13 protein-coding genes, 1 tRNA gene and 1 pseudogene are annotated in these 18,256 nt (G+C 67.9%); 11 read left to right on the top strand and 4 right to left on the bottom strand.

Annotation, left to right across the window (positions count from 1 at the left end):
• A pseudogene (locus tag U9977_RS03670) lies at positions 1-574 on the top strand (hypothetical protein); the annotation flags it as partial.
• Positions 575-707: 133 nt separating this feature from the next.
• Positions 708-1,520 (top strand): crotonase/enoyl-CoA hydratase family protein, encoded by an 813-nt coding sequence (locus U9977_RS03675; RefSeq protein ID WP_322747728.1) that lies wholly within the window; start codon positions 708-710, stop codon positions 1,518-1,520.
• A gap of 78 nt (positions 1,521-1,598) precedes the next feature.
• On the opposite strand, the gene U9977_RS03680 is transcribed toward U9977_RS03675, so the two are convergent.
• Complete coding sequence (locus U9977_RS03680) at positions 1,599-2,813, bottom strand: acetyl-CoA C-acetyltransferase (protein ID WP_322747729.1); 1,215 nt, start codon at positions 2,811-2,813, stop codon at positions 1,599-1,601.
• A gap of 224 nt (positions 2,814-3,037) precedes the next feature.
• On the opposite strand from U9977_RS03680, the gene U9977_RS03685 reads away from it, so the two are divergent.
• Positions 3,038-4,192, top strand: coding sequence for an acyl-CoA dehydrogenase family protein (locus tag U9977_RS03685; protein WP_322747730.1), 1,155 nt, complete (start codon positions 3,038-3,040; stop codon positions 4,190-4,192).
• Positions 4,193-4,219: 27 nt separating this feature from the next.
• On the opposite strand, the gene U9977_RS03690 is transcribed toward U9977_RS03685, so the two are convergent.
• Positions 4,220-5,302, bottom strand: a complete 1,083-nt coding sequence (locus U9977_RS03690) for a magnesium transporter CorA family protein (RefSeq protein WP_322747731.1) — start codon at positions 5,300-5,302, stop codon at positions 4,220-4,222.
• A gap of 188 nt (positions 5,303-5,490) precedes the next feature.
• On the opposite strand from U9977_RS03690, the gene U9977_RS03695 reads away from it, so the two are divergent.
• Both U9977_RS03695 and U9977_RS03700 read left to right on the top strand, forming a co-directional pair.
• Positions 5,491-6,243, top strand: coding sequence for a metallophosphoesterase family protein (locus U9977_RS03695; protein ID WP_322747732.1), 753 nt, complete (start codon positions 5,491-5,493; stop codon positions 6,241-6,243).
• Between the two features lie 201 nt (positions 6,244-6,444).
• Positions 6,445-7,539 carry a regulatory iron-sulfur-containing complex subunit RicT gene (locus U9977_RS03700; RefSeq protein WP_322747733.1) on the top strand — a complete coding sequence of 365 codons (1,095 nt, stop codon included), beginning with the start codon at positions 6,445-6,447 and terminating at the stop codon, positions 7,537-7,539.
• Positions 7,540-7,670: 131 nt separating this feature from the next.
• Here the strand turns inward: U9977_RS03700 and U9977_RS03705 are convergent, their stop codons facing one another.
• Positions 7,671-8,396 (bottom strand): response regulator transcription factor, encoded by a 726-nt coding sequence (locus U9977_RS03705; RefSeq protein ID WP_322747734.1) that lies wholly within the window; start codon positions 8,394-8,396, stop codon positions 7,671-7,673.
• A gap of 297 nt (positions 8,397-8,693) precedes the next feature.
• Here U9977_RS03705 and U9977_RS03710 point away from each other — a divergent pair.
• Positions 8,694-8,765: transfer RNA gene (locus tag U9977_RS03710), tRNA-Thr, on the top strand.
• 887 nt (positions 8,766-9,652) lie between these two features.
• On the opposite strand, the gene U9977_RS03715 is transcribed toward U9977_RS03710, so the two are convergent.
• The gene (locus U9977_RS03715; protein WP_416210464.1) at positions 9,653-10,234 is read right to left on the bottom strand and encodes an inorganic diphosphatase; all 582 of its coding nucleotides are present in this window, start codon (positions 10,232-10,234) and stop codon (positions 9,653-9,655) included.
• Positions 10,235-10,495: 261 nt separating this feature from the next.
• Here U9977_RS03715 and dacB point away from each other — a divergent pair, with 261 nt between their 5' ends.
• From dacB to folE, 5 genes are all read left to right on the top strand, one after another.
• Positions 10,496-11,881 (top strand): D-alanyl-D-alanine carboxypeptidase/D-alanyl-D-alanine-endopeptidase, encoded by a 1,386-nt coding sequence (gene dacB, locus U9977_RS03720; protein WP_322747736.1) that lies wholly within the window; start codon positions 10,496-10,498, stop codon positions 11,879-11,881.
• 77 nt (positions 11,882-11,958) lie between these two features.
• Complete coding sequence (locus U9977_RS03725; protein WP_322747737.1) at positions 11,959-13,095, top strand: zinc-dependent metalloprotease; 1,137 nt, start codon at positions 11,959-11,961, stop codon at positions 13,093-13,095.
• A 127-nt stretch (positions 13,096-13,222) separates the two neighbouring features.
• Complete coding sequence (hpt, locus tag U9977_RS03730; protein ID WP_322747759.1) at positions 13,223-15,013, top strand: hypoxanthine phosphoribosyltransferase; 1,791 nt, start codon at positions 13,223-13,225, stop codon at positions 15,011-15,013.
• A 313-nt stretch (positions 15,014-15,326) separates the two neighbouring features.
• Positions 15,327-17,495: an ATP-dependent zinc metalloprotease FtsH gene (ftsH, locus tag U9977_RS03735; protein WP_322747738.1), complete on the top strand. Its 2,169-nt coding sequence runs from the start codon at positions 15,327-15,329 to the stop codon at positions 17,493-17,495.
• 86 nt (positions 17,496-17,581) lie between these two features.
• The gene (folE, locus tag U9977_RS03740) at positions 17,582-18,250 is read left to right on the top strand and encodes a GTP cyclohydrolase I FolE (RefSeq protein WP_416210122.1); all 669 of its coding nucleotides are present in this window, start codon (positions 17,582-17,584) and stop codon (positions 18,248-18,250) included.
• Positions 18,251-18,256 lie beyond the last annotated feature (6 nt).

Genomic DNA, 18,256 nt, shown 5'->3' on the forward strand with positions numbered 1-18,256 from the left:
TACACCATCGACCCCGACCCCTGACTTACCGACCGCTGCGCTGCCGACCGCCCCGCCCACCGATGTCGTCCTGAAAACTATGAGTGGCCCGGGTGCCGGTGCCGGTGCCATCGCCGGATCCGGAGCAGGCATCGGCGGCATCGGCGGTGGCGCAGGCGGTGGCGCAGGCGGTGGCGTCGGTTCCGGTCGCTCGCCCGCCACGCAACAGTCCGCGGCTGCACCGGCACCGGCACCGCGTACCTACGACATGCCTTCGGGCTTTCCGGGTTCATGGTCTGGAAGCGTGAGCCAGCCCGGATCAGCAACCTACACAGTGAAGATCTCGCTGACCAACGGTAACCTCGGAGACAACGTCGGACGGGCGTCCTACCCGGAACTCGGTTGTGTGGCGGATCTGTTCTTCACCGACGTGGCGGGGTCGACGATCCGGGTGCAGGGCAGACTCATCGTGAACTCCTACAACGACTGCGTCCCGGCAACGCTCGACCTTACGCTGCGCTCGAGCTCATCAATGGACTATGTGGCCCGGTCGCCGGGCTTCGCCGGCAGTGCGAGCGCCGTCCTCTACCGATGATCTTAGCAGTACGGCTGGGCCGTACCGCTCACCACCACCAGGGCCGCAGTAATCAGCATAGGGGGGACCCATCAGTCGCGAACAGATCGGCCTGGAACCGTACGTGTTCACCGATCCACCAACGCAGTCGCTGATGTCACTCCAGGTCGAGCGTCGCGGACCGGTCGTTCAGGTCACGCTTGTCGGCCCGGGCAAGGGCAATGCCATGGGCCCGCACTTCTGGCGGGAGGTTCCGCTGGTGTTCGCCGCGCTGGACGCCGACGACAGCGTTCGCGCCGTGGTGGTCACCGGCTCCGGTGACAACTTCTGCTACGGCCTGGACCTGCGGACCATGCTCGGGGAGGTCATCGGACCGACCGGGGACGACGGCGGTCTCGCTCGCGGGCGCACCGTGCTGTTGCACAAACTGCGGTCCATGCAGGATGCGCTCACCACGGTCGCGGCCTGCCGCAAGGCCGTCGCCGCCGCGATCAGCGGCTGGTGCATCGGCGGCGGGGTCGACCTGGTGGCCGCCTGCGACGTCCGGTACGCGAGTACCGAGGCGAGGTTCAGCGTGCGAGAGGTGAAGGCCGGCATGGTCGCCGACGTGGGTAGCCTGCAACGCCTACCAGCCATCATCGGCGACGGCCACCTGCGGGAACTCGCCCTGACGGGCAGGAACATCACCGCAGCCCGCGCCGAGCGGATCGGGCTGGTCAACGACGTCCTACCGGACCCGGCCGCCACGCTCGCCGCCGCCCATGCCTTCGCCGAGGAGATCGCGGCCAATCCGCCGCTGGTCGTCGCGGGTGTCAAGGACGTTCTGGACGCCGCCCGTAGCCCCGTGGTCGAGACCGGCCTGCGCTACGTCCGGGCCTGGAACGCCGCATTCATGCCATCCCATGATCTTTTCGAGGCCGCCAGCGCGTTCAACGAGCACCGCCCACCGCGGTTCACCGGCCGTTAGGGCCGGGCCGGGCAGCGCAAGGCAATGCAACGCAATACCGGGCAGGGCAGCGCAACGGCAGCCCTGCCCGGAAGAACGTCAGGCGATACGCTCCACCACCGCTGCGATGCCCTGGCCGCCACCGATGCACATCGTCTCCAGGCCGTAGCGGACACCTCGCCGGTGCATCTCGTTCAACAGGGTCGCCAGAATACGCACGCCCGTCGCGCCGACCGGATGCCCAAGGGAGATGCCGGACCCGTTCACGTTCAGCCGGTCGAAGTCAGCCGGAGCGAACCCCCACTCCCGGGTCACCGCCAGCACCTGGGCGGCAAATGCCTCATTGCACTCGATCAGGTCGATGTCGGCGAGTTTGAGGCCGGCCCGTTCCAGCGCCCGCGCGGTCGCGGGAACCGGCCCGATTCCCATCGTCCGCGGCGGCACCCCGGCGACCGCCCACGACACGATGCGTCCGAGCGGACGCAGCCCGAGCTGCTCTGCCCGCTCACGATGGGTGACCAGGCAGACGGCCGCGGCGTCGTTCTGGCCGCTGGCGTTACCAGCGGTGACCGTTGCCTCCGGGTCGCTGCGCACCATCATCGGCCGCAGGGTGGCCAGCCGCTCCAGGCTCGAATCCGCCCGTGGGTGCTCGTCGGTGTCGACGAGGACCGTGCCCTTCTTGCGGTCGGTGACGGCCACGGGCACGATCTCGTCGGCGAAGTAGCCGGCCCGCTGCGCCGCGACCGCCCGCTGATGTGACCGCAACGCGAGCTCATCCTGCTCGGTACGGGAAATTCCGTACTCGCGGCGGAGGTTCTCCGCGGTCTCCAGCATTCCGCCCGGTACCGGGTAGTCCTTTCCACCCGCGGTGACCCGGCCGCGCGCCAGCCGGTCGACGAGGTCGACGCTCGGCTTCCTCGTCCCCCACCGAATCCCGGTCGTGTAGAACTCCGCCTGGCTCATACTCTCGGCCCCACCGGCCAGGACGAGGTCGGCCACGCCGGTCTGCACCTGCATGCCGGCGAGCAGCACGGCCTGCAGGCCAGAGCCGCAGCGGCGGTCGAGCTGCAGGCCCGGCACCTCGATCGGGAGGCCGGCGTCGAGGGCTGCGACCCGTCCGATCGCCGGCGCCTCCCCGTTCGGGTAGCACTGGCCGAACACCACGTCGTCGATCGCGTCCGCCGGCAGACCAGTCCGCTCGACGAGTGCCCGGATCACGGTGGCGGCGAGCTCTGTGGCGGGGGTGTCGGTGAAGACACCCCCGAAGCCACCGACCGGCGTACGCAGCGGCGAACAGATCACGGCGTCAAGCATTCGTCATGCTCCTCACAGTCGGTGGGGGCGCGGCCGGTTCGACGCAGTCCACCCCTTACCGGGATCATCGCTGGTCAGGTGTGCCGACGCACGCGATCCCGCCGGATGGTTGACTGCTGCAACAGTGGATTTATCGTATAGATCATCGATACGATCGCGAGCACGGCGCTGCCGGTCACCGGCCCCACCCCAGTAGAGATCCCGAACCCTGCGGAGGCAACGGAATGGATGCGGCGGACTTCTCCGAGATCCTGACCACCGTCCGGACGTTCATCCGTGATCGTGTCGTACCGGTCGAGAACGAGATCGACGAGAAGGACGAGGTCCCGCTCGACATCCGGAACGCCACCAAGGAGATGGGCCTGTGGGGCTTTGCCATTCCGGCGGAGTACGGCGGCCTCGGGCTGTCCATGAGCGAAGAGGCCCGGCTCGTCTTCGAGCTCGGGTACACGACGCCCGCGTTGCGGTCGATGTTCGGTACCAACAACGGCATCGCCGGACATGTGATCATTGAGGGCGGTACGGAGGAGCAGAAGCAGTACTGGCTGCCGCTGCTGGCCTCCGGTGAGGTGACCGCGTCGTTCGGGCTCACCGAGGCCGACGCCGGTTCCGACCCGTCCACCCTGACCACCAGCGCCTACCGCGACGGTGACGAATGGGTGATCAGCGGCGCCAAACGTTACATCACCAACGCCCCGATCGCCGACGCCATCTTCGTGTTCGCCCGCACGAACCCCGACGTCCCGGCGACCCGTGGCATCTCCAACTTCATCGTGCCGAAGGGCTCGCCGGGGCTCACGATCGGACCGCGGGACCACAAGATGGGGCAGGCCGGTGCGTGGAGCTCGGACGTCTACCTCGACGAGGTACGCGTTCCCCACACCCACCTCGTCGGCGGGGACGCCGGCGAGGGGTACGGCTTCGCGACCGCCATGCGCTGCCTGGCCCACGGCCGCATCCACATTGCCGCGCTGTGCGTGGGGCTCGCGCAGCGGCTGGTGGACGAGTCGGTGTCCTGGGCCGCGCAGCGACACCAGGGCGGCCGGCCGATCGGGGACTACCAGCTTGTCCAGGGCATGATCGCCGATTCGGTGACCGACCTGTACGCCGGCCGCGCGCTGGTGGTCGAGACCGCGCGAGCCTTTGACGCCGGCGCCGACACCAAGGTCGGGCCGTCCGCGACGAAGTACTTCTGCAGCGAGATGGTCTGCCGGGTCGCCGACCGGGCGGTCCAGATTCACGGCGGCGCGGGCTACATCAGAGGAGTCCCGGTCGAGCGCTTCTACCGGGACGCGAGGCTTTTCCGGATCTACGAAGGCACCTCGCAGATCCAGCAGTTGATCATAGCGCGACACCTGCTGCGCGAGGCGTCCAAGTAGCCGGTTCCGACCCCGGAACGGAACCGGCTACAGCCATCCCCGCCGCCGGAAGGCGAGGTAGAGCCCGCTCGCGCACCCGAGAAGAATGACCAGGCTGACGAGGAAACCCCACTCGCTACCGAATCCGGGATAAGGGACGTTCTGGCCGTAGAACCCGGTGACGGCGGTCGGCACCGCGATCACCGCGGCCCAGCCGGTCAGCTTCTTCATGATGACGTTCAGGCGGTTGCTCTGGATGGTCAGGTTGGTTTCCAGGATCGTCGTGACGAGATCGCGAAGGCTCTCCGTCCATTCGGTCGCCCGTAGCACGTGGTCATAGACGTCCTGAAGGTAGGGGAGCATCGCCTCGTCGATGATCCGAAAATCCCGACGCATCAGGGTGTTGACGACCTCACGCATCGGCAACACGTCGCGGCGCAGGAGGACCAGACTCTTGCGGATCTCGAAACTGCGCCGCTGGACCAGGAGGTCGTCCGGGGTGTCCGCGAAGAGCAGATCCTCCAGTTTGTCGATCTCTGCATCCAGCTCCTGCACGGTGTCGAAATAGCCGTCGACCAGATAGTCGATCAGACCGTGCAGCAGGAAGCCGACCCCGTGCACCGCAAGGTCGGCATTCACGTCCCAGTGCCGGACGACCGCGTCGATGTCGAATCCCTCATCGCCGCGGACCGTCACCAGTACCCAAGGCGTGACAAAGGCGGATATCTCATGTGCGGTCAGCGCGCCAGTACCCAGATCCAGCCCCACAGAATAGGCGTTGAGGAACAGGTGGGTGCGGTAACGGTCGACCTTCGGCCGCTCGCCGGGACTGACCGCGTCCTCGAGGGCCAGCGGGTCGAGCTTGAGCAGCCGGGCGATGGTCTGGAGGCCGGCGTGGTCCGGCGCGCACAGATCGAGCCACACGACCGTGCCCGGCCGCTCCAGATAGTCACCGACCGCCGATACCGGGAACCCGGAAGCCTCCAGCACACCCGCGCGGTAGGCCCGGGTGTGCGGTGGGGACGATCCGATCGCGCTGTCGGGATGCTCGCGCACGTCAACCACGCACCCGTCTGCGCCGTCACCCCAGTCCGCGATATCACCGAACACCGCCTCCTGCTCGTTCACCATGACAGGCCGTCCCTCCGAGCCGTTAGCACTCCGGAGCCTGCGGCCTCCGGGGATGCGATCTGACGAACGTCGCACGCCCTTTGACCCTTCAGACGCGCCAACGTCGGGTGAGCGAACCTGTGAGCGCGCACCGTCGCGTCGTAGTGTCCCTCTTGACCGCTGGGCGGCGCTCACGGAAAGGTGCTCACATGGTCACGATCGCGGCAGTAGGCGACCTGCACATCGAAGCCGGGGCCGGGCCCAGGTTACGAACACTGTTCGAACGGGCCGCGGACGAGGCAGACGTGTTCCTGCTCGCCGGTGATCTGACCGAGGGCGGTGAACTCGCCCAGGCTGCCGCCGTCTGCGAGGTGTTCGGCGGCCTTGACCTACCCGTGATCGCCGTGCTCGGCAACCACGACCACCACGACGGCAGGCAGGCCACCATCACCGAGATGCTGTCCCGGGCCGGGGTGACGGTTCTCGACGGATCTACCGTGACCGTGCCCAGCGACGGGACAACTATCGGTATCGCAGGCGCCAAAGGCTTCGCCGGCGGCTTCACCAGCCGCAGCGCGGAAAGTTTCGGCGAAGATGAGATGAAGTCCTTCGCCCGCCACGGTGAACAATGCGCGCAGACCTTACGCGCCGCACTGGCAGAACTTGACACCCAGTGGCAAATCGTGCTTACCCACTATGCCCCCGTGCCGGACACGCTGGACGGCGAACCGCTCGAGCTTTTCCCCTTCCTCGGCAGCCATCATCTGGGCGCCGCCATTGACTCATCCGCCGTGCGCGTCGCACTCGCCGTCCACGGACATGCCCACTACGGTCGCGAACGGGGGTTCACCCCGGGTGGCACGCCTGTTCGCAACGTAGCCGCCCCGGTGATCGCGGCTCCCTATGCGGTCTACCGGTTGCCCGCCGACCCCGCTGGGGACGAGATCGTCCGGCTGCGCTGACCCGGTGGCCGACCTCGGGGATGACTTCGGGGATGACCTCGGGGATGACGCCATCCGGCGCCGATCGGTCGACCTGGGTCACCCGTTCACGCACCTGGTCGTACCTACCCCGCGTAGTCTGATGAAACGACGGGGGCCCGTCGCGCCGACCCGGCACGGCCCGGTCGGCAACCAGCACAGGTCGAGGGCGGTGCGGACGGCATGCCAATGATGTGCGCCGTGACCTTTTCCCCGCGTGGGCGGCTCTTTTACGCCGATCCCGGGCAATATGCGCCGAAAATCGGCGACAAGGTCCTCTTCCCGACCGATGCCGGGCCGGAGGTTGCCGAATGCATGTGGGCACCGCAGTGGGTCAGCGAGGACATCGGCGGACTGCCGGTTCTCGTGGGGATGGCGCAGACCGCCGACATCGAACGGCGCGCGGTCTCCCGCCGCCGCCGGGCCGAGGCGCGGGTTGCCGCAAAGCGATTGATCCGTGAGCACGAGCTACCCATGAAAGTCGTCGGAGTCGACTACATCCAGACCGACAGCATCTTCACCATCTACTTCAGTGCCGACCATCGAGTCGATTTCCGAGCGCTCGTACGCGATCTCGCCCGAACGCTGGGAGCCCGCATCGACCTGCGTCAGCTCTCCGCCCGGGACAGCGCCCGCATCCAGGGCGGGATCGGCTCCTGCGGACGTGACCTGTGCTGCGCCACGTTCCTCACGGACTTCGAACCGGTCACCATACGAATGGCCAAGGATCAGGATCTGCCGCTGAATCCCATGAAAATCAGTGGCGCCTGTGGCCGGCTGATGTGCTGTCTGCGGTACGAGCACCCACTCTACGAGCAGTTCAAGGCGGAGGTCCCGGCCGTGGGTGCCCGGGTGAGTACCCCTGAGGGCGATGGGCGGGTCGTTTCCCACGATGTACCGCGTGACCAGGTCATGGTCAAGCTGGACGCAGGCGGCGGACGATCCGCGTGCAGCCGGGCAAGTGTCTGCGGTTCACGCAAGGCGTACGACGGGGCCCACTCGGGGCCGGACACCACCGCCCGGCCCGACCCCACGGCCGGGCCGGGCGGTACCGCCGATGCGGAGGCAGGCAGCTCTCCCGCGGACAGCCCGGCTACCCACCGTTCCCTCACTGTCAGCTCACGTGTTCACAGCGCAGACGGCGGCATCGCCACGAGCGTCGGGACGCAACCCATGACATCGGTTCCCGCGGCTGCGTCACCGGACAACGCCCGGACCCGACGCCGCCTGCGCCGACAAGCAACCCACCCCCAGCACGACCCCGACATACTTTCGTGACTAGACATACTTTCGTGACTAAGAACGACCGACAGTAGGGGTTCGGCGTCGCAAGGCCGGGCCACCGGGCCACCGGCATCGTGATCATGATTTTCCGGTGCCGCACCAGCAGGCCCGCGTCTGCGAACGGCTCAGGGGTCGAAGCGGTATCCCATACCGCGCAGGGTGGTGACCAGCCGACGTTGCGGCGGCCGCCCCTCGACCTTGGTCCGTACCCGGCGAACATGCTCGGTCACAGTGGCCGGATCCTGGAAACGCGTGCCCCAGACCTGCTCCAACAGCTCCTCACGGCTGAAGACACGGCGGGGGTGACTGGCCAGGAAGGCCAGCAGCTCGTACTCGCGCGCGGTCAGATCAATACGCTCACCCGCGACCGCGACTTCACGCGCACGCAGGTCTATGGAGACATCGCCATAGACCAGCGGGTCGTTCCCGTCCCCGGTGCGCTGCGGCGGCGGCTCCACCGGACGGCGGCGAAGCCGTGCCCGCACGCGTGCTACGAGTTCCCGAAGCGAGTACGGCTTGACCACGTAGTCGTCGGCGCCCAGTTCCAGGCCGACGACACGGTCGACCTCTTCGGCCCGTCCTGTCAGCATGATCACAGGTACTTCACTGGTCTGCCGCAGCCGGCTCAGGACGGCAAATCCGTCCATGCGCGGCATCGCGACGTCAAGCACAACAAGATCGACCTCAGTGGTCTGGAAAAGCTTGAGCGCGGCTTCTCCGTCTGCCGCCTCCAGCACTCGATACCCGAACCGTTCAAGGCTGCGGGCAAGCGCAACTCGAGAAGCTTCGTCATCCTCCGCGATGAGTAGAGAAGCCCCCCTCGTCGCTGTTGCAGTTGCGTCCCCGGTCATGGTCGAAACCCTACGCACGCTCTCCGGAACCGCTGCGAGCGGGGTGGTGGGCAAGGCCCGACCTCGAGATTCCAACACATTTCTGTAACATAATGATTACATGCCGTCAATAAATAGTCATCAGAAACACACTGGATCAGCATCCCGATTCGATCTTCCAGATCTCGGTGGCCCCACAACGTGGACCCGGTGGGTCGCCGGCTCATCGGCTCCGGCGGTCCTACACCGATGATCGCCCACCGCCGACTCAGGGAAGCCGACGTGGTCTGGCATACTCAGGATGCAGGCCAGCACCATGCCGGAGTAGCTCAGTGGCAGAGCAATCGCCTCGTAAGCGATAGGTCGCGGGTTCAATCCCCGCCTCCGGCTCAGACCCTGTCTTACCAGGGTTCTTGCAGCCCAGAAGCGATCAACCCTCGTAGCGCATCGGTCGCTCAGGTATCAACTTTCGGCGGTACGGACGCGATCACAGCTCCGACGCGCCGAGTGGGAGGCGGCCCGTCCGGCTCCTGCATGGCATGGCGCGGCGCATGCGGCACGGTGAGCACCGGTGAAGATCCCTTCACAAACCCCGGGCTGAGCTTCGTCGGGCAGCGGCGGCACGAAGCGGGGCGGGAAGGACTACACCGCCTCCCACTCAGTTGATCACGGTACGACGACCTGCCCGCGCTGCGGCGGCGAGGGGACGGTGACCCGCCGATGACCGACCGACCCGCACGTGATCCGGAGCGGATGGTGACCGCGGTCCGGGTGCAATGCAAGCAGTGTCGGCGGGCGCAAGGTGCGGCACTCGCCCGCGCGAGACGTAGCGGGGGCGGAAAAGGTGAGCTTCCCGCTACGGCGGTAGGTCGCTGCCCGCACTACGAGACGATCTGGGCGCCTGGTTACGGTCCCGAAGGTGAGCCTCCGCCAGACTCGGGATGGTCTGACCGGACGCCGCCAGTTTGACCTCATTCGGGTCGGTGCGGTCGCGTACCAGAATGTCCAGCTGTGCCGTCGCCGGTCACCACCACCGTGCCCCTGCCGCCACACCGTGGACACGTCGGTGGAGGCCCAGAGTGCTTCGCCATGTGGTCGTCTGCCTGCTGGCAGAGCCCTCCAGCATGATCCCATCTAACAGGCGTGACATGGCAAGCGCTCAGCGTGTGGGGATAGGGGTTACTGAGCGCGGTCGTGGTGGTGAATCAGTGAAGATCCCTCACCACGACCGCGATCAGCGGCTCCCACCGGTGCGTCACGACCGCGTCAGGCGTACCTCACGCAGACTTCACCTGCGGCGCGGGATCTTCCGCGACCTCGGGTGTATCCTCGTCGTGCTGCTCATCCGTCGGGGTGGCCGATTCCTTCTCGCGCAGGACCGAGGCGAGGATCTCCCGCTCCGCCTCGGTCCGGCCGACCCAGGACGCACCTTCGACCGACTTGCCCGGCTCAAGGTCCTTGTAGACCTCGAAGAAGTGCTGGATCTCCAGCCGGTCGAACTCGGGAAGGTGCCTGATGTCACGCAGGTGCTCCTGGCGGACGTCCGCGACCGGCACACACAGCACCTTGTCGTCCGGGCCTTTCTCGTCGCTCATCTGGAACATGCCGATCGTGCGGCATCGCACCAGGCAGCCCGGGAACGTCGGCTCCTCCAGCAGGACGAGCGCGTCCAGAGGATCACCATCCCGGCCCAGCGTACCCTCGATAAACCCGTAGTCCGAGGGATAATGAGTGGACGTGAACAGCATCCGGTCGAGCCGGATACGCCCGGTGTGGTGATCCATCTCGTACTTGTTGCGTTGCCCCTTCGGGATCTCGATGGTCACATCGAACTCGAGGTCCACACCGTCCCCTGTCATGTTGGTGGGCGCGTCCCGTCCGGAGCGCCCGCGTGTTCTGTACTTGTTACCAGTATCTGCGGCTACGACCGCCGCCCAGGACCGCCGCGACCCGATCATGTAAAATCAGCCATCCGCCGCTTACCTGGCGCCGACGGACGGGGTGGCCCCGCGGTGAAGTCTCCCGACCTCGATCGGCTGCGGAGTCTGTCCGGGATATTCCCCGTGCAGGTGATGCGACTCGGATTCACCCGACGTAGTCTCTCGCAGGTGTCCCCTGGGATGCGGAGTCGGGTCGGCGGGCTGACTGCCATCACCGGGGCTCTGCTTGCCGGCCAGCTCTCCGTCGCTCCGCCGCAACGACCGGGCGTCGCCCACACCGACTCCCGACCGGCGGCAGTCCCCTTCGCGGCACTGGATCCGGCAGCGCGGGCCGCCGACCCCGCCACGCTGGGCGCCCGGCTCGCCGGTCCGCTGGCGAACCCCGCGTTGGGCAACCCGGCGGGGCTGGTGGTGGACGCGCTGACCGGGGCCCTGCTGCTGGACCGCCGGTCCGACCTGCCGACAGCACCGGCGTCCACCTTGAAGACCGTGGTGGCCGCGGCCGCGCTGACCACGTTCGGCCCACGGGAAACCCTTACGACCCGGGCCTTCTACAGTCCACCCGCCACCGCGGATGGTGCTGCCACCACCGTTGTCGGCGGCGGGACCCTGTGGCTGGTGGGTGCGGGCGATCCGACCCTGACCGCAGCCGCCGGGCCCACCGGCTACCCGTCCTTCGCACGCCTGTCGGACCTCGCCACACAGGTACGTGGGACCGGCGTCACCCAGGTCGACCGGGTGGTCGCAGACCAGACACTGTTCACCGGACCGCCCACTGGCGAGGGCTGGCGCGACAGCTATGTGACCGACGGCAACGTCACACCGGTCTCCGCGCTCGAGGTGGACGGCGGTCGCGGCGCTGCGGGCGCGACCGGCCCGCGCACGACCACGCCGGCGATGGCCGCTGCCAACGCGTTCGCGGCGGCGCTGCGCCGCTGCGGAGTGCAGGTCAACTCGACCGAAATCGGCGCCCTGCCAGCCGCCGGCGTCGCCCAACCTGGCGCACGGCAGCTTGCCGCCGTCCAGAGTCCGCCGATTCCGGTGCTGGTCGAGCGAATGCTCACCTACTCCGACAACGACCTCGCCGAGAGCCTCGGCCGGCTGGTGGCCCACGCCCGCGGCCTGCCGGCTTCGTTCGCCGGCGCCACCAGTGCGGTACTCGATGTGCTGCGGGAACTGGGCGTGCCGACGGCCGGAACCTACCTTGCGGACACGAGCGGTCTGTCAACATCCAACCGGATTGCCCCGGCCACCCTCGTGGCACTGTTGCGGACGGCCGTCCTGCCCGGGCACCCAGCGCTGCGAACACTGATCACAGGGCTCCCGGTGGCCGGGTTCTCCGGGACGCTGAACGACCGCTACGACTCGGCCGACACCCGAGCCGGTGCCGGCGACGTGCGGGCGAAGACCGGCAGCCTGCGGATCGTGACAAGCCTCGTCGGCCAGGTTGTGGACAGCGACGGCCGGCTGCTGTTGTTCGGCTTCTTCGCCCCCGTGGAGGAGGCCGGGGCCACCCGTGCCGCCCTCGACCAGGTGGCCGTCGCGCTCGAGTCCTGCGGATGCTGAGTGCAACCCACCGATGACAGGCACGCGCGGGCGACAATGCCTGTCATCGTGGGGGGGAGGGACATAGGCTGGCGGATGTGGACGCCGAGCTAGTCGACTGGGACCTCGCGGTAACGACAGCGCGGCGGCTTGTCCGACCTGGCCCGCCCGTGGCCCGCTCCGAAGCGGACACGGTGGTTGCGGAGCTGCGACGGCTGGCCGCCGAGGCGGAAGGCCATGTCCAGGCATACACCAGGCTGGAACCGGCTGGTCCGCCGACACCGATCGTCGTGGTGGACCGGCCGGAATGGGTCCGGTCGAATGTCGCCGGCCTTCGGGTGGTGAGCGAACCGCTGCTCGACAAGCTCGCGGACCGCGATCGAGGCAAGCTGTCCACGGCTGTTGGCCGCCGGGTCACCGGGGTACAGCTCGGCACCGCGCTGGCCTACCTCGCAGGCAAGGTTCTCGGCCAGTACGAGGTCTTCCTCCCCCCCGATGAAACCGATGCACCCGGGACACCCGGGACACCCGGTGAAACCGGCACGGCGGGACATCCGGGACGCCCAGGGCGACTCAGCCTGGTCGCACCGAACATCGCCCATGCCGAACAGGCGCTGGCCGTCAACCCGCACGACTTCCGGTTGTGGGTCTGCCTGCATGAACAGACCCATCGCATCCAGTTCACCGCCGTCCCGTGGCTGCGGACGCATCTGGAGCACGAGATCACCTCCTTCATCGAGGCGACCGACCTCGACGCGGACGTCCTCGCCGAACGGGTGCGATCGGCCGTCTCCGCGCTGCGCGGCGCCGTGCTCGACCGTGGGCCGAACGCGCCGAGCATCGTCGAGGCCCTGCAGACGCCCGCCCAACGCCAGGTCCTGGATCGACTGCAGGCACTGATGACCCTGCTGGAGGGGCACGCCGACCAGGTCATGGACGCGGTCGGCCCCAAGGTCGTCCCGACCGTCGCCGAGATCCGGTCACGCTTCGACAACCGCCGCGGTGGTGGTTCACCGATCGACCGCTTTGTCCGCCGCCTGCTCGGACTGGACCTCAAGCTGCTGCAGTACCGCCAAGGCGGCGCCTTTGTCCGGGCTGTCGTTGCCGAGGCGGGGGTCGACGCGTTCAACCTGGTCTGGGAATCTCCCGAGACGTTGCCGACCCGGTCGGAGCTGGTCGATCCAGGCGCCTGGATGCAACGTGTCCTGGGCTCGCGCCCGTCGATATCGGCATAGTGCGTGATCGGAATAGTGTGTGCCTGCCCCGGGCAGCACGACCGTCCCGCCGTCTGTGCCTGTGTCTGTGCCTGAACCGGTGCCGGTGCCTGTGCCTGTGCCTGAACGCCATGCGGGAGTAGCCGCCATGGCCCACCGCAGGGCCGCGGCCGAGGTCCGGGTCGCGCTCCGCCGCTCGATTGCCGACCTCCCCCCGGGCAGCCTGGTGCTCGCGGCCTGCTCGGGCGGTCCGGACTCACTGGCGCTGGCCGCCGCGCTCGCGTTCCTGGCACCGCGCCGGGCGCTGCGCGGCGGGCTGCTCACCGTCGACCACGGTTGGTATGAGGGTTCCGCCGCCCAGGCGGACACAGTGGCCGCGCAGGGACGGGAGCTCGGCCTCGACCCCGTCGAAATCCTGCCGGCGCGCTCACCGCGTTCGGAGGGAGCCGCCCGCGACGCCCGCAGGTCCGTTCTGACCTGCACCGCCGAGCGCCTGGGCGCGAGCGCCGTGCTGCTCGGCCATACCCTCGACGACCAGGCCGAGACGGTGCTGCTGCGACTCGCCCGCGGCTCCGGCGCACGCACGCTGGCGGGCATGCCGCGCAGCGACGGCCTGTTCCGGCGCCCGCTGCTGGACATCCGCAGGTCGGTGGCCCGAAACGCCTGCCTCGCCGACGGGCTCACCCCGTGGGATGACCCGACCAACGCTGACGAGGCGTTCGCGCGGGCCCGGGTCCGCCACCGGGTCCTGCCTGTTCTGGAGGACACCCTCGGCCCGGGTATCGCCGAGGCCCTCGCCCGCACCGCCGACCTGTTGCGGGCGGACAATGAGGCGCTCGACGCCGATGCGGCGGTTGTCTACGACCAACTGGCCCACCCTGCCGGGCCGGCCGGCGCAGCCGTCCGCATCGACCTGGACCTCGCCGGCCTCGCGGGGCTCAGCACCGCGCTTCGGGGCCGGGTGATGCGGCGGGCGGCACGTACGCTCGGAAGCGCACCGACCGGGCTGCGAGCCGATCACATCCGGGCCATGGACGAGCTGGTGACGAGATGGCGCGGACAGAAGCCGGTCCCGCTGCCCTCGGGTGTCATCGCGACGCGCGCCGATGGCAGGATCTCGGTAGCGCGGCCTCCGGGGTTCGCGACCTGCGGATTCGAGGCCTCCGGCCGGTGCGATGGAGACCCTCGACCCGCGCCCGTGACACCCGGGTCGGGGACCCGGCCAGACACCTCCACGCCCGCCGCCGACGGTGGCGAGCCGCGTGGAAACACCAGGGAGGCTCAGGTGAGCACTGCGCACACGGTGCCCGACCGGACCGGGTCCGACCGGACCGGGTCAGCCGGCGCCGGGTCAGCCGGCGCCGGGGCGGAGGACCGGCCGCGGGCCAGCCCGCATCCCGACATCGCCGAGGTCCTTGTCAGCACCAACGAGATCGCCACCAGGATCAGGGAGCTGGCGGCGCTGGTCGATGCCGACTACGCCGGTCGCGAGGTGCTGCTCGTCGGTGTCCTCAAGGGCGCGGTGATGGTGATGGCGGACCTGTCCCGGCTACTGACTGTGCCACTGACCATGGAGTTCATGGCCGTCTCGTCGTACGGCTCGGCGACGTCGTCCTCAGGCGTCGTGCGCATCCTCAAGGACCTGGACCGCCCCATCGAGGGCAAGGACGTCCTGGTCGTCGAGGACATCATCGACTCGGGCCTGACCCTGTCGTGGCTGCTGCGCTACCTGCGGTCGCGCAGCCCGGCATCGCTGGAGGTGCTCGCGCTGCTACGCAAGCCGGCGGCACTGGCCGTCGACATCGACGTACAGTATGTCGGCTTCGACATACCGAGCGCCTTCGTCGTCGGCTACGGTCTCGACTACGCCGAGCGTTACCGCACCCTGCCATATGTCGGAACGCTGACCCAGGAGGCGATCGACCGCGGCGCCCGGTGAGAGCGTCCGGCGGATGGACCGGTGCCGCCGGTTTTCCAGCGTCGGCTGGGCACCTCCAGCCGACCGAGAAGATCCAAAACACTGCACATCGGGGGACCCCACTGATCACCACGTGCTCTGACGGCTACGAACCTGTTCGACGAACCACCCATTCGGGGCACCGAGGTGGAACAGGACGCTTCCCTTGCCCGTTGCTCGGATGTACGCGCGGTAAGGCGCGGGTACCGGCGGTACCCTCGGCACAAGGGAATCCCGAACGAGGGCAGTACACACGTCAGGAGGGTGGAGCGCGCGTGTCCAGCGCTCCAGGCAGATGACTCCAAGAAGAATCTTCCGCGGCTGGGTGCCTCTCGGGCTCCTGGCCCTGTTCGTGATCATTCTCATGACCGGGGTGTTGTCGGGCTCAAGCGAGTACACCAAGAGTGACCTGAACTCCATCCAGCAAAAGATCGAATCGGGTCAGGTCGTCAGCGCCACAATCCAGGACTCCAAGCAGCGCATCCAGATCAAGACAAAGGACGGAAAGTACGAATCGTCCTATGTCAGCCGCCAGGCGACCGATCTCGCCGACAAGCTCCACGAGAAGGGGGTCGCCTACGAGGTCAAGGTCGATCAGGGCAACATCTTCGTGTCGTTGCTGCTGAACCTCCTACCAGTGCTGCTGGTCGTGCTGCTGCTGTTCTTCTTCATGAACCAGATGCAGGGCGGCGGCAACCGGGTCATGAACTTCGGCAAGTCCAAGGCCAAGCTGGTCAGCAAGGACACACCGAAGACGACCTTCGTCGATGTCGCGGGTGCCGACGAGGCGATCGAGGAACTCCAGGAGATAAAGGAGTTCCTGGAGAACCCGGGCAAGTTCCAGGCGATGGGCGCCAAGATCCCCAAAGGGGTACTGCTGTACGGACCGCCTGGAACCGGCAAGACGCTCTTGGCCCGCGCGGTCGCGGGTGAGGCCGGCGTGCCGTTCTACTCGATCTCCGGCTCGGACTTCGTCGAGATGTTCGTCGGTGTCGGCGCAAGCCGGGTGCGGGACCTGTTCGAGCAGGCCAAGGCCAACGCACCAGCGATCATCTTTGTGGATGAGATCGACGCGGTGGGTCGCCACCGTGGCGCCGGTCTCGGCGGTGGCCACGATGAACGCGAGCAGACCCTCAACCAGCTCCTGGTCGAGATGGACGGGTTCGACGTCAAGGGCGGCGTCATTCTCATTGCGGCCACGAACCGGCCCGACATCCTGGACCCGGCGCTGCTACGCCCGGGACGGTTCGATCGCCAGATCGTCGTCGATCGCCCCGACCTGCTCGGCCGTGAGGCGATTCTGAAGGTCCACGCCAAGGGCAAGCCGATGGAGCCCGACATCGACATGCTGACCATCGCGCGGCGTACGCCGGGGTTCACCGGCGCAGACCTGGCGAATGTGCTCAACGAGGCTGCGCTGCTCACGGCCCGGTCCGACCAGAAGTTCATCTCCTCGGCCCTGTTGGAAGAGTCGATCGACCGGGTGATGGCCGGACCGGAACGCAAGAACCGGGTCATAAGCGACAAGGAGAAGAAGCGGATCGCCTACCACGAAGGTGGGCACGCCCTCGTCGGACACGCCCTGCCCAACAGCGACCCCGTCCACAAGGTCACGATTCTGCCCCGCGGCCGGGCGCTCGGTTACACCATGCAGCTACCGCTCGAGGATCGTTACCTGCGTACCCGATCGGAGATGTTGGACGAGCTCGCGATGTTCCTGGGCGGGCGGACCGCCGAGGAACTCGTCTTCCACGAGCCGACCACAGGTGCCAGCGACGACATCGAGAAGGCGACGAAGGTCGCCCGAGCCATGGTCACCCAGTTCGGCATGAGTGACACGCTCGGAGCGCTGAAGTTCGGCGGTGAGAGCAACGAGGTGTTCCTCGGGCGCGACATGGGCCACCAGCGCGACTATTCCGAGCAGGTTGCCGCGGAGATCGACGCGGAGGTTCGCCGTCTGATCGAGTCGGCGCACGACGAGGCGTGGGAGATCCTCGTTCAGTACCGGGACGTACTGGACAACCTTGTTCTGCGACTCATGGATGTCGAAACGCTCGGCAAGGACGCGGTTCTGGAGATCTTCGCGACAGTCCAGAAGCGGCCCAGCCGCGGCTCGTACACGGGGGTGGGCAAGCGCCTGCCGTCCGACCAGCCGCCGGTGATGACCCCGGCCGAGCTGGGGCTGGCCAAGCCCGGCGATGTCACGGATCTGGTACCCAACGCCACCATCGGTCAGGGCGGCCGGACCAATGGTGCCGCACACGGCAACGGCAGCAGCGTGCCGGCGGCCACCGGGAATGGGTCCGGATCCGGTCAGGTTTCCTCCGATGACCACGCCACGGCGACGGAGCAGAACGCGGGCGGCGGATCGGCACCTGCGGAGCCGACGTCGGCCGCACCGAAGATGTCCAACCCTTGGGCACCGCCGACGCTGCCGAACGACGACGACAGGGGACGCCGTTGACGACCGATTACGGTCTCGCACCCACCGGGTACACGTCTTCGGCTCCTGCCGACGTTCCAGGGGATGTTCCAGGGGATGTCGCCGGGATCGGCGCCGACGGCGTCGCCCCCGGCGACGGTAAGGGTGTTGCCGGCAGTGACGGTCCGCCCGAGCGGCAACGGCCTGATCTGGGGCCTCGGGCGGTCCGTCCCTTCGACCACGACCGGGTGGCTCGCGCTGTGCGTGAGCTTCTGATCGGCATCGGGGAGGACCCGGATCGGGAAGGCCTGCGCAAGACCCCGGAGCGGGTCGCGCGGGCCTATCAGGAAGCGGTGGAGGGCCTCGGCCGGGACCCGTCCGAGGTGCTCACCACCGTCTTCGACGAAGGTCATGAAGAGATGGTGCTGGTTCGCGACATCGACTTCACGTCGTTGTGCGAACATCATCTGGTCGCGTTCGCAGGCAAGGCGCATGTCGCCTACATCCCGAACGAAGCCGGGCAGATCACCGGGCTGTCGAAACTGGCGAGACTCGTCGACCTGTACTCGCGCCGCCCGCAGGTGCAGGAACGGCTCACCACCCAGATCGCCAACGCGCTGGAGCGGGCGCTGTCACCTCGTGGGGTCATGGTCGTCGTCGAGGCCGAACATCTGTGCATGTCCATGCGGGGAGTCCGCAAGCCCGGCGCCCGTACGGTCACCTCAGCCGTGCGCGGGCAGTTCCTGAGCACCGCGACCCGCAGCGAGGGAATGTCGCTGATCCTCAGTCACCGCTGACGACGG

It is taken from the genome of Protofrankia sp. Cas8 (assembly GCF_963555845.1).
In the GTDB taxonomy this organism is placed as follows: Bacteria; Actinomycetota; Actinomycetes; order Frankiales; family Frankiaceae; genus Protofrankia.

Excerpts from the sequence above, each read along its gene's own strand:
- U9977_RS03675 (WP_322747728.1), top strand. The coding sequence starts at position 708 with ATGTCACTCCAGGTCGAGCGTCGCGGACCGGTCGTTCAGGTCACGCTT.
- U9977_RS03680 (WP_322747729.1), bottom strand. The coding sequence starts at position 2,813 with ATGCTTGACGCCGTGATCTGTTCGCCGCTGCGTACGCCGGTCGGTGGC.
- U9977_RS03685 (WP_322747730.1), top strand. The coding sequence starts at position 3,038 with ATGGATGCGGCGGACTTCTCCGAGATCCTGACCACCGTCCGGACGTTC.
- U9977_RS03690 (WP_322747731.1), bottom strand. The coding sequence starts at position 5,302 with ATGGTGAACGAGCAGGAGGCGGTGTTCGGTGATATCGCGGACTGGGGT.
- U9977_RS03695 (WP_322747732.1), top strand. The coding sequence starts at position 5,491 with ATGGTCACGATCGCGGCAGTAGGCGACCTGCACATCGAAGCCGGGGCC.
- U9977_RS03700 (WP_322747733.1), top strand. The coding sequence starts at position 6,445 with ATGCCAATGATGTGCGCCGTGACCTTTTCCCCGCGTGGGCGGCTCTTT.
- U9977_RS03705 (WP_322747734.1), bottom strand. The coding sequence starts at position 8,396 with ATGACCGGGGACGCAACTGCAACAGCGACGAGGGGGGCTTCTCTACTC.
- U9977_RS03715 (WP_416210464.1), bottom strand. The coding sequence starts at position 10,234 with ATGACAGGGGACGGTGTGGACCTCGAGTTCGATGTGACCATCGAGATC.
- dacB (WP_322747736.1), top strand. The coding sequence starts at position 10,496 with ATGCGGAGTCGGGTCGGCGGGCTGACTGCCATCACCGGGGCTCTGCTT.
- hpt (WP_322747759.1), top strand. The coding sequence starts at position 13,223 with ATGGCCCACCGCAGGGCCGCGGCCGAGGTCCGGGTCGCGCTCCGCCGC.
- ftsH (WP_322747738.1), top strand. The coding sequence starts at position 15,327 with ATGACTCCAAGAAGAATCTTCCGCGGCTGGGTGCCTCTCGGGCTCCTG.